The organism is Hymenobacter setariae, from assembly GCF_007713685.1.
In the GTDB taxonomy this organism is placed as follows: domain Bacteria; phylum Bacteroidota; class Bacteroidia; order Cytophagales; family Hymenobacteraceae; genus Hymenobacter; species Hymenobacter setariae.
The window spans coordinates 1499787-1513271 of record NZ_VMRJ01000001.1; the positions used below are offsets into that span (position 1 = coordinate 1499787).

13 protein-coding genes are annotated in these 13485 nt (G+C 60.5%); 5 read left to right on the forward strand and 8 right to left on the reverse strand.

Going from position 1 to position 13485, the window contains the following annotated elements; genetic code table 11:
* Window positions 1-65 precede the first annotated feature (65 nt).
* Window positions 66-527 carry a DMT family transporter gene (locus FNT36_RS06185; protein ID WP_144845397.1) on the forward strand — a complete coding sequence of 154 codons (462 nt, stop codon included), beginning with the start codon at window positions 66-68 and terminating at the stop codon, window positions 525-527.
* Between the two features lie 109 nt (window positions 528-636).
* On the opposite strand, the gene FNT36_RS06190 is transcribed toward FNT36_RS06185, so the two are convergent.
* Both FNT36_RS06190 and FNT36_RS06195 read right to left on the reverse strand, forming a co-directional pair.
* Complete coding sequence (locus FNT36_RS06190; protein ID WP_144845399.1) at window positions 637-1395, reverse strand: TIGR02757 family protein; 759 nt, start codon at window positions 1393-1395, stop codon at window positions 637-639.
* Between the two features lie 135 nt (window positions 1396-1530).
* Window positions 1531-2481, reverse strand: a complete 951-nt coding sequence (locus tag FNT36_RS06195; RefSeq protein WP_144845401.1) for a LysM peptidoglycan-binding domain-containing protein — start codon at window positions 2479-2481, stop codon at window positions 1531-1533.
* 197 nt (window positions 2482-2678) lie between these two features.
* Here FNT36_RS06195 and kdsB point away from each other — a divergent pair, with 197 nt between their 5' ends.
* The gene (kdsB, locus tag FNT36_RS06200) at window positions 2679-3437 is read left to right on the forward strand and encodes a 3-deoxy-manno-octulosonate cytidylyltransferase (protein WP_144845403.1); all 759 of its coding nucleotides are present in this window, start codon (window positions 2679-2681) and stop codon (window positions 3435-3437) included.
* Window positions 3438-3449: 12 nt separating this feature from the next.
* Here kdsB and FNT36_RS06205 read toward each other — a convergent pair whose 3' ends face one another.
* The 5 genes from FNT36_RS06205 to FNT36_RS06225 form a co-directional block, all read right to left on the reverse strand.
* Window positions 3450-3863: a DUF1622 domain-containing protein gene (locus FNT36_RS06205; protein ID WP_144845405.1), complete on the reverse strand. Its 414-nt coding sequence runs from the start codon at window positions 3861-3863 to the stop codon at window positions 3450-3452.
* A 3-nt stretch (window positions 3864-3866) separates the two neighbouring features.
* Window positions 3867-4379 carry an HPP family protein gene (locus FNT36_RS06210; RefSeq protein WP_144845407.1) on the reverse strand — a complete coding sequence of 171 codons (513 nt, stop codon included), beginning with the start codon at window positions 4377-4379 and terminating at the stop codon, window positions 3867-3869.
* Window positions 4380-4561: 182 nt separating this feature from the next.
* Window positions 4562-6997 (reverse strand): T9SS type A sorting domain-containing protein, encoded by a 2436-nt coding sequence (locus FNT36_RS06215; RefSeq protein ID WP_144845409.1) that lies wholly within the window; start codon window positions 6995-6997, stop codon window positions 4562-4564.
* A gap of 353 nt (window positions 6998-7350) precedes the next feature.
* A complete protein-coding gene (locus FNT36_RS06220; protein ID WP_233635711.1) occupies window positions 7351-9885 on the reverse strand; it encodes an ABC transporter permease in 2535 nt (844 codons plus the stop codon).
* A gap of 3 nt (window positions 9886-9888) precedes the next feature.
* Entirely contained in the window at window positions 9889-10575 is a 687-nt protein-coding gene (locus tag FNT36_RS06225) for an ABC transporter ATP-binding protein (protein WP_144845411.1), read from the reverse strand.
* A gap of 237 nt (window positions 10576-10812) precedes the next feature.
* On the opposite strand from FNT36_RS06225, the gene FNT36_RS06230 reads away from it, so the two are divergent.
* Window positions 10813-11493 (forward strand): arylesterase, encoded by a 681-nt coding sequence (locus tag FNT36_RS06230; protein WP_144845413.1) that lies wholly within the window; start codon window positions 10813-10815, stop codon window positions 11491-11493.
* Complete coding sequence (locus FNT36_RS06235) at window positions 11493-12017, forward strand: GNAT family N-acetyltransferase (RefSeq protein ID WP_144845415.1); 525 nt, start codon at window positions 11493-11495, stop codon at window positions 12015-12017. Before FNT36_RS06230 ends, FNT36_RS06235 begins: the two co-directional genes overlap by 1 nt.
* 22 nt (window positions 12018-12039) lie before the next feature.
* On the opposite strand, the gene FNT36_RS06240 is transcribed toward FNT36_RS06235, so the two are convergent.
* Window positions 12040-12273 (reverse strand): hypothetical protein, encoded by a 234-nt coding sequence (locus FNT36_RS06240; RefSeq protein ID WP_144845417.1) that lies wholly within the window; start codon window positions 12271-12273, stop codon window positions 12040-12042.
* Between the two features lie 120 nt (window positions 12274-12393).
* Between FNT36_RS06240 and murI the strand changes: the two genes are divergently transcribed.
* Complete coding sequence (murI, locus tag FNT36_RS06245) at window positions 12394-13224, forward strand: glutamate racemase (protein ID WP_144845419.1); 831 nt, start codon at window positions 12394-12396, stop codon at window positions 13222-13224.
* The last annotated feature ends 261 nt before the right edge of the window (window positions 13225-13485 follow it).

Consider the following 13485-nt stretch of genomic DNA (forward strand, 5'->3'; position numbering starts at 1 on the left):
CTAGCTGCACTTCGCCAACTACTCTCTTTCATGAGCTAACATTCTCTCTACTTTTCCTACTCCTTATGGCAACCAGTGGCCTCAACGCGTCTTTCATCTACCCGCTCATCATTGCCGCCGGCGTGTTGCAGGCCTGGGGGCCACCCATGAATGGGGCTTTGCAAAAATCGCTGGTCAACCCCTGGCTAGCTAGCTTGGTGTCGTTCCTGCCAATAATTGCCCTGCTCTTCTGCTTGTTTATCTGTATTCCTAAGCCGCTGCCTACGCTCGAAGGACTGCAAAATATGCCCTGGTGGGCGCCCCTAGGTGGGCTGGCAGGCGCGGGCGCCGTGGTGGCCGGGTTGATGTTTGTGAATAAGATAGGTGCGGGCGCATTCGCTGGCCTCACCATCTCAGCCAACCTATTGATGTCGGTAGTTATCGACAAGTTTGGCTGGTTTGGCGCAGAAGTGCACGCACTAACTCCTGGCCGCATGCTAGGCTGCGCCTTGCTAGTTATCGGCATCGTGCTCATTTCTAAATTTTAACGACCACCCAGCCCTACTAAGCTACTTTTTGGCATTTACAGAATGGACCGCAGCGACGTAACATGTTACGTCACTGCGGCCCATTCTGTGAGTACTACCCAACTGTTGCTTACCCCACGCCCTCGCCAAACAGCGCGAAGTCGTACTTCACTGGGTCTAGGGGGTCGAGCAGGCGCAGGTTGGCGGTGAGCTCTTCGGCGGCTTGCCAGTCTACTTTTTCGCGTTTGAGCAGACCTAGGAGGCGGGCCTGGCGCTCGACATGCACATCGATGGGGCAGATGAGCTCGGCGGGCGAAATGCGCTGCCATAGGCCGAAGTCTACGCCGCGGTCGTCGCGGCGCACCAGCCAGCGCAGGTACATGTTGAGGCGCTTGCAAGCCGAGCCGCGGGCAGGCGTGGCCACGTGCTTGCGGGTGCGGGCCGGCGCATCGGGCAGGCTAAAGAACAAGTCGTGAAAACTCACCAGCCGCTCGCGCATAGTGGCGCCGTGCAAAAAGGCATCTTCCAGCGAAGTATGGTTTTCATAAAACCAGCGCAACCAGTGCACGAAGTACAGGAGGTCGGTATCGCAGAAGGTGCGGTGGCAAAACTTGAGCAGTCGCTTCAGGTCCTCATCCTCGTGCTGGGTCACGAACTGGTAGGGCGCATTATCCATGCGCTGCATCAGCTCGGCCGTTTTCTTCAGTATAGTGGGCCGCTGGCCCCAGGCTAGCAGCGCGGCGAATAGCGCGCTTATCTCCACATCTTGCAGCTGGCTAAACTGGTGCGGAATGCTGATGGGGTCCTTGGCAATAAAACTGGGCTGATTGTATTGGTCGGCCCGCTCGTTGAGCAGGGCGCGTACTTCTTGTAGCTTGATGGCGTCCATAAAATGCGTTTGTCATGGCGGGGAGGCACCACGCAGCAATCGCACCTAAACGGCTTATGTAAGGGGCCGCCTAGGTGCGATTGCTGCGTGGTGCCTCCTCGCCATGACAACGGGTAGAAGGCGTGAAATAAGTCCCTAGGGCACGTAGCTAGTTTCGACCCGGAACTTCGAGTCGCCGGTGCCTAGCTTCTGCACGGCGCGGGGCGAGAGGCGCACCAGCATATTGTTGTTTTCGCCGGTGTCAGGCAGCGGGCCGATTACGCGCACGTACACCGACTGGCCGTTCATCTGGTTTTTCACCTGCATGATGGTGCCCACGGGCGCCGTTTTGTGCAGAGCCAGGTACTTATCGGTGCCACTATTAGCGATGGCGGCGGCCATGCCGCTTTCAGTCACACGGGTCACTACTTCGCTAGCGCGGGTAGGCGTGCGGGTTTCGGGCGCTTCGGCATCGGGCTCCTTAGCCGTGGTGATGGTGGCAATTTGGGCCGGCGCGTTGGGGTTTACGCGGGGGGCGGGGGCCGCCGTGGGCGTGTCGGCCGGGGTGCGGGCGGGCGGCGGAGTGGCGGCTATCGGGGCAGCGCCGGCTTCGGCGGCACGCAGTAGCAGCTCTTGGCCCACACGCACCGAGCCACCAGCGGGCAGGTGGTTGAGCTGCATCAGCTCGGCGGGCGAAAGGTTGTAGCGGCGGGCAATACCAAACAGCGTTTCGCCCTTAGCCACGGTATAGCGAGCGGGGGCACTGCTAGGCGCGGCGGCCGTAGCAGGGGCAACGACCGCTGCTTTGGTGGGGGCAGCCGCGGTAGCTTTGGCAGCACCGCCACCACCGGGGCGCGGCACTAGCACTACCTCGCCGATAGCGAGGCCATTCTTGAGCTGTGGGTTAGCCCCGGTAATCTGGTCGACGCTAACGTGGTAGCGGCGAGACAGGGCAAATAAGGTTTCGCCCTGCGCCACGCGGTGGCGCACAAAGCGCTGGCCACCCCGAAATTCTTGCCCTATCGAATCGGAAGGCGCTGGGTGGCCTGCGGGCGCCAAGGGGCCATGCAGCGAACTAATAATCAACAAAGAAGCAAACAGACTCATGCGCGGAAGCGAGGTAAATAAGAGCTACCCCCGTCTGAAACGGGCCCTGGCTAGGTGCCAGCAACTGGCAAAGTAAATAGCTAACGGCTGGGCGGCCGTAGTTTCGGCGCCGAAAGCAACAGTTGGGCTTGATTTTAAACGCTGCCTTGCGCCCTTAATTGTTTGCCTTCCTCTTCTACCCTCTTTCTTTCTACCGCATGTCCCTGGCTATCGGCATCATTCCGGCCCGCTACGCATCGACCCGCCTGCCCGGCAAACCCCTGGTTGACCTAGGGGGCCAAACCATGATTCAGCGTGTGGTGGGCCAAGCGCACCAGGCTGGCCTGGCCCGCGTAGTGGTGGCCACCGACGACGAGCGCATCCTGCGCCACGTGCACGAGTTTGGCGGCGAGGCCGTGCTCACGCGGCCCGACCACCCCAGTGGCACCGACCGCGTGTGGGAGGCCTATGAGCACCTAGGCAGCCCCGCCGAGGTCAGTTGCATCGTGAACATCCAAGGCGACGAGCCTTTCATTCACCCCGCCCAGATTCAGGCGCTCGTGACATTGTTCGACCAGCCCATGCCGCCCGACATTGCCACGCTCATCAAGCCTGTTATCACCGACGAGGAGCTATTCAGCCCCCACCTGCCCAAGGTGGTGACCGACCGGCGCGGGCGGGCGCTGTACTTCAGCCGCCACCCCCTGCCCTACCAGCGCCAGCAGCCCGAGGGCGAGTGGCTGCTGCACCACCCCTACCACCGCCACCTAGGCCTCTATGCCTACCGCCCCGACGTGCTGCGCCAGCTCACGCAGCTACCACCCTCGCCCCTCGAAGTGGCCGAGAGCCTAGAGCAGCTGCGCTGGCTCGAAAACGGCTTCGTGATTCAGACTGCCGTGACCGAGCTCGATGCCTTTGGCATTGATACGCCCGAGGACGTGCGACGTGCCCTCTTGCGGCTGGGCATGAGCGCTTAGGGCTACCTAGGGCTACTGTTTCGTACCCCGCCCTACCACTTCTTGCTCGTCGCCGCTCTGCCGCCGCTCTTCCTGCATCTCCTTGGATAGAAAGAAGTTGAGCGCGGTGCGAATGACGGCGATGGCCCCAAGCTTGCCAATTTGCTCCCAGCTCGGCGCGATGGCCGTGGACAGAATATCGGCCCCAAGCTGAAACTCTAGGGCCAACGCTAGGTAGCGCGCCAGTGTGAGGCGAATGGCCGTGAAGTCGGCCGTGCGCCGGTTTACCAAGGCCTTCACCAGCAGCGTACCCGCCGTGATGATGCCTAGGGCAATGATGGTGGCGCCCACCAACTCGACGCCGAGCTTGAGCCACTGCACGGCGGCTACTACGCCTTCTTCGGTGCGCCCAAATAGCGTAACGGGGTTTTCGGGAGGTGCCTGCATAATCTAGCTGATAGGTGTAAAGCGCCGCACCAAATAGGCCGACCCGCGCTGCACGGCCAGCAGCACGAGCACCAGCCCCACAGCCAACCCAAACAGCAGCAGATTGCCTTCGCCGGTGCCGGCCCGAAAGGCAAAATTCAGCGCCGTGGCCACGGCCGGCGGGTGCATGGTATTGGTCAATATCATTACCGCAATGACGCCCAGCAGCGCCAGCGCCGCCCCTAGGTAGCCCGGCCCCAGCCAAGCATGAAAGCCGAAACCCAGTAATGCCCCTGCCAGCTGGCTGACGACCAGTGTGCGGGCGCTGTTGGCTGGGTGGCCAGGGTCGAGGTATATCAAGAAGCAGCTCGATGCCAGCGAGGCGAAAAGCAGCTGCTGGTTGCTCAGCAGCCGGAGCAGCCACAGCAATCCCAGCACCGTGACGGTAGGAAGCAGCGCCAGTAAGATTTCGCGGCGCCAGCCCAGGCGGGGGCGACCTAGGGGGGCAGCAGGGGTGGCCGGGGTAGTAGCAGGCATAGGCAAGCGCACCCTTCGGCACGTTGCCTCCATACGGCCAAACGCTGTTCCTAGGTAAACTTCTTAGCTAAAAACTACCACTACCGAGCGCTATGGTGGGCCTACATACCCTAGCCAACCTGCCACAAAAAGGCCCAAGCGCAGATGCGCTCGGGCCTTTTTGTGGCGAGATAATGCCGAGATTACTTGCGCAAGAGCGGCAAGGTCTGGTGCACCCCGGCGCCGCTCAGCACTACCATGTAGGCGCCAGCGGGCAGGCTACGCACGTCAAACTCGTGGGTGAGGCCACCAACCAGCGTACGGGTCAGCAGCACTCGGCCCGCTAGGTCAAATACCTGCGCTTGGCAAGGCTGCGCGGCTAGGCTGGTCAGGTCGAGGGTGGCGGCGTCGCCGGCTGTGGGCGTAGGATAGAGCGCCACAGCCCGCGCGGCGAAGGTCACGGCCCGCACGGGGCTGTAGGAGGTCTTGCCGTCAATATCTACTTGCTGCAGGCGATAATACAGCGTGGCGCCTTGGCGGCCTGCCTCAGCATCGGTAAAGCTGTAGGTATGCGCGGTAGCACTGGTGCCCTGGCCTTTTATGGTACCTAGGGCGGCGAAAGTGACGCCATCGAGCGAGCGCTCCACCACAAAATGGTCGTTGTTGGTTTCGGAAGCGGTAGTCCAGGTGCAGCGGGCAGTGGTGCCAGTAGCCTGCGTCTCGAAAGCTGTCAACTTGACGGGCAACGGCGCGGCATTCGAGACCACTCCAAAGGGCGAGAAGGACTTAATGCCCGAGCGGGTGATGGTGTACGTGCTAGCCGCCGCGCCCGCGCCCCACTCGCTAGTGCTGGCGTTCTCGTCCCAGGCGCCGCCAGTATAGTGCTTGAGGCGCGCCGTGGCTGGCACGAAGTCCGGCGTGGCATCGGCCGCGTTCCACTGCAGAGTCATGGTCAGGTCGGAGCCACCGGGCACCTCTTCGCTCACCAGCCAAGTTTTATTTACGTTCGACTGGCTCAGGTTCAACCCAATGCCCACCTCGGCCAGCGTGTAAGTGAGAAAGAGGTTGGTGACAACCCGCACGCTGAAAATGTCTTCCGAATTGGCTGCCGTTTGGCGCAGCGTGGCTGGGGTGTAGGTGCTGCCCAGCAGGCCGCCCACCAGCGAAGGGGCTATGGTGCCCACCGGAAAGACAATGCCCACCCCATTGTTAGGCACCGAAATGCGCAGCCGGCCCTTGCCATTAGTAGCTACGTAGCTCGTGGGCGAGCCCCCGCGCACGATGTTGGCATTTAGCCGCTGGCCATTGGCCCCCACGCTGTCGCGGCGCACCAGGGTCAGGTCGTAGTCGCCTAGGTTCAGGCTGCACTGGTTTTTGAGGCGCAGACTGCCACTAATGAGCACATTGCCGGTCAGCGACTTAGAGCTTGGGGTAACAGAACCCGGCGAGCCCGCTATCACTAGGTTGCCGTAGCTCTGCGTGATGATAGAGGTGGTGGTTGTGCTGTTATACTCTACGGTGCTACTGGTGCTCAGCGAGCCGAGCGAGAAGGTGCGGAGCGGGTTGGTGTTCCGAATAACGAACGTCGAGCCATCCGACACGTCGATGGTACCCGCGATATTTTTGTTGTACTCTAGGTATAGCGATGCGGGCAGGGCCGCCGTGCCGGTAGTGGCCGTAGCCGGCGCCCCTACCACTATCTTGGAGTTGGTACCGCTTACCGTCCAGGTACCCAAAATACCCGTTAGCGAGCCATCGCTTGCGATGCGGTCAGTAGCCGCACCCAGCACGTAAAACGTTTGGTTATTAGCCGAAAAGCTGGTAGGCGCCGCGCCCGAACCATTGCGGTTCTGGCCCCAGCTTGCCAGGTCGTTCAGGCTGCCGGTAGCCTTCGAGTAGTACACATTGGTTTCGGGCGTCACCACCACGTCGTCAATGCTCAGACCGTTGCCATTGGTAGCGTCGCTGAGGGCGTAGGCCCAGCGAATCATAATTTCCTGGCCGGGTAGCAGGTTTATGCCCGCTAGGGTAGTTTGGCGCACCCGGCGGTTGGCAGCCGCATTGCCATCGCGGCTGGCAATCACGGTAGAGGTAGAAGGCGCATCTACTTGCAGCGGCGCAATAGTCTGCCAGGTGCCTGTTGCTTCTTGTAGATTTTCGATAGCGGTACCCACCGGGGCCGTGAGGTACGACACCGTCACGTTGGCCGCATCTTTCCGCCCCGAGTTATACCATTGCTCCATGGCATACTGCACCTCCAGGTTTTTGATGGTGACGCTAGAGCCGTTCTTAAAGCGAATGCCTACGTAGCCGATGCCTGCGTTGTAGGCCAAGGAAGCAACGCCACCTAGCGAGCGGTCGGCGCTGTTGCCGTCAGCAGAGCCGAAATGATAGTAGTTGGCCGCCGTGTTTAGCCCGTCGTTGGAGCCGATAGTTAAGGGCGTATAAAAATTTGCCTGCGCGTATACTTCGGGCAGGGTATTGAGGTGCCCGCTAGTGAGTGCAAGCGTACCCGTTAACGTGTTAAAATCTTGCTTATACGGCGCTAGGTTGGCATCGGTAAAGGTGTATTGAGCCCGAGCCGAACCAGCTAGCAAACTACCACCCGCCAACAAAAGCAAAGTAAAAATTGATTTCATAGAAAAGGATAAAGTAATTTGTATTATTTAAATTAATAACCAACACTACATAACAACAGCAAATTTACTAAGTGCAACATCACGAGAACTCAAAAATGCTTTAGAAAGCATTAAGAATGATATTAATCATTCTCGCTCATTAGTTAAATTATAAATCATGTAATTCCATGTTTTTAGACTTTAAATTAGAACTCCGAGACTTTTTAACACACAAAAGCCCGCTAGTACCTAAGTAATAGCGGGCTTAGCTGACTGTACAGCTGACCTAGGTAGCTCCAGGGCAACCACTATGCAGCCAACTACCTAAGGCCAGGCAGCGGCGTTAGGCAGCTAAAATCTGCAGACGAGGCAGGCTACCCCTCGGCTCGCAGCACCGCCAGCGGCGGCTGGCTCAGCACCGAGCGGCTATTGAGCCCACCAATGAGCGCCGTGAGACCCGCCACCAGCGCTACGAGAGCCGGCAGCCACAGTAGGCTGCTGCTCACAAAAGGCGTTTCGAAGACCCAGAAGGCTAGCGCCCACGCGGCCAGCGCGGCTAGCAGCACCCCCGCCAGCGCGGCCAGCGTGCCGAGCAAGGCGTATTCGAGCACCGTAATGCGCAAAATCTGGCTGCGGCTGGCACCTAGGGTGCGCAGCAGCACGCTTTCGCGAGTGCGCTGGTAGCGGCTGATGAGCACCGAGCTAGCCAATACTAACAGCCCGGTGAGGATGCTGAAGCCGGCCATGAAGCGAATAACGAACGAGATTTTACTCAAAATCTCGTCTACGGTTTGCAGCACCAACCCTAGGTCGATGGCCGACACGTTGGGAAAGTCGCGCACCAGCGCGCGCTGGGCAGCGGCGAGCTGTTGGTTGTCCTTCACGCGGGTCAGAATGACGTGGAACTGCGGGGCGGGCTCCAGCACGCCGGTCGGGAAAACGACTAGAAAGTTGGTTTGCACGCGGGCCCAATCGACCTCGCGGGTGCCGCCCACCACCGCGCTGAGCGGCGCGCCCTGCACATTGAAGGTCAACGTGTCGCCGAGCTTAAGCTTGACACGCTTGAAGTAATCGCCATCGACCGACACGCGGGGCAAGCCGCCAGCCACCGCGGGCCTAGGTGGCGTGCCGGCCGTCAGCTTCTCGCTGGCGCTCAAGGTGTCGCGGTACGTGACGCGGTACTCCCGCGTGAGTGCAAAGCGTGGGATGCCGTTGGCGGTGTCTTTGCGCAGTTCGCCCACCGTGCGGCGGTTAATGGAGGCCAGCCGCATCGTGACGATGGGCACACGCTGCATAATCGGGATGCCTTGCTGGAGAAGGAGTTGCTCGACGCCTTTCTGCTGCTCAGTCTGGATATCAAACAGCACCAGATTGGGCTGCTGCCCGCTGGCCGATAGCTGCACCCGGCTCAGTAGCAGGGCCTGGGTAAGGAAAAGCGTAGCCAGCAAAAACGTACCCAGCCCGAGCGAGATAATGAGCGTAACCGTTTGGTTTTGCGGCCGGAACAAATTGGCCAGGCCCTGGCGCGCTACGTAGCTCCAGCCCACCGGAAAGTAGCGCCGCAACAGATAGCGCAAGCCCAAGCCTAGGCCCGCTAGCGCCCCTAGGGCCACCAGCAGCCCCGCCGCAAAGCCTAGGGCTTGCTTCCACTCGCGGGTTTGGGCGTAGGCAAACGCTACAATAAAAATGAGCACAATGCCCAGCACCAGCCCTCGTAGCGGGTCGGGGGCCGTAGTGTCTTCATCAAACGAGGCGCGCAGCACCCGCAACGGCGACACCCGCCGGATGCTCAGCAGCGGCAGCAACGCAAACAGCACCGCCATGGCTAGCCCCGTTACGAGCCCGATAGCCACAGCACTCGGCGACACCGCCACGCTCACAGCCACTGGCAAGAAACTGCCCAGCACCTTGGGCAGCACCAGCTGCACCACGGCACCTAGGGCCGCCCCGATGATGGCCCCCAGCAGCCCGAGCCCCGAGGTTTGAATGAGGTAGATAAGCAGCGCCTGCCGGCCGCTCGCGCCCAGGCAGCGCAGCACAGCCACCGAGGCCAGCTTTTCCTGCACGTAGAGGTTTACGGCGCTGGCCACGCCCACGCAGCCCAGCAGCAGCGCCACAAAGGCCACCAGGCTCAGAAAGCGTGTGAGGTCACGGAAGGCGCGGCCAGTCTGCTGCTGGCGGCTAGCCACGGTATCGGAGTCGATGTTACTGGCTTCCAGCTTGGCTTCGAGCGGCTTGATGGTGGCCGCCACATCGGTAGCAGGCGCAAACTGGTAGTAGGTGCGGTACTGCACCCGGCTGCCAGGCTTGATGAGGTTGGTGCGCGCCAGCAGGCTCTTGGGGATAAATACCTTGGGCGCTACCGCCGAGCTAAAGCCCGTTTGGCCCGGCGTATTCAGCACCCGCCCCACAATGGGCAAGGTCAGCGTACCAACCTTAACAGAGTCGCCCACCCGGACGTCGAACTGTGCCAGCAGCACGTCATCGACCAGCGCACCAACGCTTTGGCCGGCTTTGAACTGCGCAGCCGCAGCGGCGGGCTGCGTTTCCCAGTCGCCATAGTAAGGAAAGCCCGGCCCTAGGGCCCGCACCTGTGCCAGCCGCACGCCCTGCGTGCGCGGAAACGACACCAGCGACGCAAACGAGGCTTCGTCGCTGCGCCGCTGCCCGAGCTTTTGCAGGGTTGGCGCCAGCTTGGCATCGAAGGGTTGGCTGGAGGAAAGCACCAAATCGGCACCTAGGAGCTCGCGCGCCTGCTCGCCAATGCTGCGCGCCAAATTGTCGCCAAACGAATTGATGCCCACCAACGCCGCGATGCCTAGCACAATGCTCGACATAAACAGCGCCAGCCGCGAGCGGCTGCGGCGCGAGTCGCGCCACGCCATTGCTAATAACCACTTAAAATTCATAACCTAGGATGCGGTGCCAACAGATTCTTCTACCACCTTGCCGCCGCGCATGCGCATGGTGCGCTGGGTTTTGGCGGCCAGTTCCAGGTCGTGGGTCACTAGCACCAGCGTAGTGCCGGCCTCCTTATTCAAGTCGAACAAAAGCTTCTGCACCGTTTCGCCAGTGTCGGGGTCGAGGTTGCCGGTAGGCTCGTCGGCAAACAGGATGGCTGGGCGGTTGGCGAAGGCGCGGGCTAGGCTCACGCGCTGCTGCTCGCCGCCCGACAACTGGGCTGGGTAGTGGTGCCCGCGCTCGCCCAGGCCCACGCGCTCGAGCAGCGCCTGGGCGGTGCGAGCTACGTTGCGCTCGCCGCGCAGCTCTAGGGGCACCTGCACATTTTCGAGGGCCGTGAGAGTGGGAAGCAGCTGAAAATTCTGAAAAATGAAGCCCACGTGCTGGTTGCGCACCGCCGCCCGCTGGTCTTCGCTCAGCTTATCGAGCTGGATGCCTTGCAGCCACACGCTGCCACTGCTGGCGCGGTCGAGGCCGGCGCACAGGCCTAGCAGCGTGGTTTTGCCGCTGCCCGACGGCCCCACGATGGCAAACGTATCGGCGGGCTGCAAGCTAAAGCTGACTTCGTGCAGTACCGTCAGCTGGCGGCCAGCACTGGTATAGGTTTTGGTGAGGTTTTCGACTTGAAGGCTAGTCATTCAATTTTTTGGTAAGGGGGGACCACCAACATGGCTGTCATGCTGACGAAGGAAGCATCTTGGCAGGCCCGTTTAACTAAGTCAACGAAGCAAGCAAGATGCTTCCTTCGTCAGCATGACATTATTTAACAGGATAGAAAAAGCTTGTTGGGAAGAAAATCTTCTCCCTAAAGGTTATAGGCTACGTAGGACGCGCAACGGCGGCCTATACTTTCGATTGTTTTTGCTTTTGTCTCTATGAAGTACTTGCCTGGAAGCGCTCTGCTGCTAGCCCTGCTGGCTGCTGGCTGCCACTCCGACACCCCCGCCACCACCGCGGCCGCGCCCGCCGCTACTACGACGGCCGAAGCCCCGGCCGCCAAGTCGCAGCAAACCATCTTGTTTTTTGGCGACAGCATTACGGCGGGCCTAGGGGTAGACCCCGACGAGGCCTACCCAGCGCTCATTGGCAACAAGGTCGATTCGCTGCACCTGCCCTACACAGTCGTCAACGCTGGCCTCAGCGGCGAAACCACCGCCGGCGGCCGCTCGCGCCTGCACTGGGTGCTAAGCCGACAGCCCGTGCACGTGTTCGTGCTGGAGCTAGGTGGCAACGATGGCCTGCGCGGCCTACCCCTCACTGACACGCGCAAGAACCTGCAAGCCATTATCGACACGGTGCGCCAAGAGTCGCCGCAGACCAAAATCGTGCTTGCGGGCATGCAGATTCCGCCCAACATGGGCCCGGCCTACGCCGCCGAGTTCAAACAGCTCTACGCCGACATTGCCACTAAGAATAAGCTCACGCTCATTCCGTTTCTGCTCGAAAATGTAGGCGGCATCGCCAAGCTCAACCAGGCCGACGGCATCCACCCTACTCCCGAAGGCCACCGCCTAGTGGCGCGCACTGTATGGCGCACCGTGCAACCGCTGCTCTAATGGAAGCTCCTGTTATCGAAACCGAGCGCTTGCGGCTGCGCGGCTACCGCGCCAGTGACTTTGCGCCCCTGCTGGCTATGTGGCAGCAACCCGCGTTTTACCAGTACCTAGGGGGCCAGCCGCTACCGGCGCCCGAGGTGTGGTCTCGGCTGCTGCGTAGTGCCGGCCTGTGGCCAGTGTGCGGCTTTGGCTATTGGGCCGTCGAAGAGAAAGCCACCGGTCAATTTATCGGTGCCGTTGGATTCGCTAATTTTCAGCGCGATATCACTCCCGCCCTAGGTGAGTGGCCAGAGGCCGGCTGGATACTAGCCCCACATACCCATGGCAAAGGCTACGCCACCGAAGCCGTGCGCGCGACGCTCGTGTGGGGCGATGCGCACTTTGCGCAGCCTCGCACGGTGTGCCTCATCGACGTGGCCAACGAGCCTTCCCTACGCGTAGCGGCCCGGCTGGGCTACCACGAGTACGCCCGCACCGAGTACAATGGCAGTCCAGTCGTTCTGCTAGAGCGATTTGCCAAGTAGTAAGCGCCCGCAGTAAGAGCCATTAAATCACGCGCACACCGTCTACGTTTACTTCATCGCGCAGCAAATCTAGGTTGCGGTACGCCAGCGGGCGGCCTTCCGCAGTGCTAAGCGCTGGCAGCTCGCCCAGCAAGGCGATATCCAGGATGAGTTGCGTGAGCTTACGCTCGCCTAGGTACACGGCCACGGGGCGGGCCCGGTGCTGGGTCGCGTAGCCTGCCAGGGCTTGGTCTATCTCGCGCAAAACTGCACTCATAACGAAGTGAGCCTAAGGTGGGAAGCGCCTTAAAACTAAACAAAGCGCCGCATTATTCCAACTATCGGCCGTGCGCGGCCCGGCCTATCCGCTGGCCGGCCCCGACCTTTGCGCCTACTTATGACTACTGCTGCTACTGCCGGCACTGCCCGGCCCATCGGTATTTTCGACTCCGGCATTGGGGGGCTCACCGTGGCTCGCGCCGTGGCTCAGCGCCTGCCCCACGAGCGGCTGGTGTACTTCGGCGACACGGCACACCTACCCTACGGCGAGAAAAGCACCGCCGCCATCCAGGCTTACTCCATCAAAATTTGCGATGTACTGCTGCGCCAGCATTGCAAGCTCATCCTCATTGCTTGCAACTCGGCCAGCGCCGCTGCCTACGAGTTGGTGCGCGAGTACGTGGGCTCTAAAGCCCAGGTAGTGGGCATGATAGACCCCGTGGTGCAGCACGTAGGCCGGCACTACGCGGGCCGGCCAGTGGGCCTCATCGGCACCAAGCAAACGGTGGGCTCCAACATTTACCGCAAAAAAATCGACCAGCTCGACCTAGGCGTAGACCTGCACGCGCTAGCTACCCCGCTGCTCGTGCCCATGATTGAGGAAGGCTTCTTCAATGGCCGAGTGTCGGAGGAGATTATCCGCGCTTACCTCGACCACCCTACCCTGCACGGCATTGATGCGTTGCTGCTGGCCTGCACTCACTTCCCGCTCATCAAGCCTCAAATGGAAGCCCACTACCAAGGTAGCGTGGCCGTGCTCGACCCCTCAGATGTGGTGGCTACCACCGTAGCCGAAGCACTGGCGGCCCGCCAACTGCTCGCCGCACCCGCCGAAACCGCGCCTGCGCACCACTTCTACGTGAGCGATTTCACACGCTCATTCGAAGAAAGCACGCGCATCTTCTTTGGCCAGGAAGTGCAGCTAGAGCATTATCCGCTCTGGGAGTAGGCAGCTAATTCACGTGGCCTTGCAAAGCCGCCCTAGGTGCTACCTAGGGCGGCTTTTTTGTGCTTGTGCTGCAAATGCTATTTTAAGAATCAAAATAAATAGAATGTCTTATATGTTTTATGCAATTGGCAGACCCACTTAAGCATAGCATCGAATCAAGAATAACTTGCAAATGATACTCAAACATTTGCACTATGTATATCATTCGAAATCCATGACTTAGCTTTGGAGGAATGTGCACCTTATTACAAGTTATTTCAA

Excerpts from the sequence above, each read along its gene's own strand:
- FNT36_RS06205 (WP_144845405.1), bottom strand. The coding sequence starts at position 3,863 with ATGCAGGCACCTCCCGAAAACCCCGTTACGCTATTTGGGCGCACCGAA.
- FNT36_RS06230 (WP_144845413.1), top strand. The coding sequence starts at position 10,813 with ATGAAGTACTTGCCTGGAAGCGCTCTGCTGCTAGCCCTGCTGGCTGCT.
- FNT36_RS06190 (WP_144845399.1), bottom strand. The coding sequence starts at position 1,395 with ATGGACGCCATCAAGCTACAAGAAGTACGCGCCCTGCTCAACGAGCGG.
- FNT36_RS06240 (WP_144845417.1), bottom strand. The coding sequence starts at position 12,273 with ATGAGTGCAGTTTTGCGCGAGATAGACCAAGCCCTGGCAGGCTACGCG.
- FNT36_RS06225 (WP_144845411.1), bottom strand. The coding sequence starts at position 10,575 with ATGACTAGCCTTCAAGTCGAAAACCTCACCAAAACCTATACCAGTGCT.
- FNT36_RS06195 (WP_144845401.1), bottom strand. The coding sequence starts at position 2,481 with ATGAGTCTGTTTGCTTCTTTGTTGATTATTAGTTCGCTGCATGGCCCC.
- FNT36_RS06235 (WP_144845415.1), top strand. The coding sequence starts at position 11,493 with ATGGAAGCTCCTGTTATCGAAACCGAGCGCTTGCGGCTGCGCGGCTAC.
- murI (WP_144845419.1), top strand. The coding sequence starts at position 12,394 with ATGACTACTGCTGCTACTGCCGGCACTGCCCGGCCCATCGGTATTTTC.
- kdsB (WP_144845403.1), top strand. The coding sequence starts at position 2,679 with ATGTCCCTGGCTATCGGCATCATTCCGGCCCGCTACGCATCGACCCGC.
- FNT36_RS06185 (WP_144845397.1), top strand. The coding sequence starts at position 66 with ATGGCAACCAGTGGCCTCAACGCGTCTTTCATCTACCCGCTCATCATT.
- FNT36_RS06215 (WP_144845409.1), bottom strand. The coding sequence starts at position 6,997 with ATGAAATCAATTTTTACTTTGCTTTTGTTGGCGGGTGGTAGTTTGCTA.
- FNT36_RS06220 (WP_233635711.1), bottom strand. The coding sequence starts at position 9,885 with ATGAATTTTAAGTGGTTATTAGCAATGGCGTGGCGCGACTCGCGCCGC.
- FNT36_RS06210 (WP_144845407.1), bottom strand. The coding sequence starts at position 4,379 with ATGCCTGCTACTACCCCGGCCACCCCTGCTGCCCCCCTAGGTCGCCCC.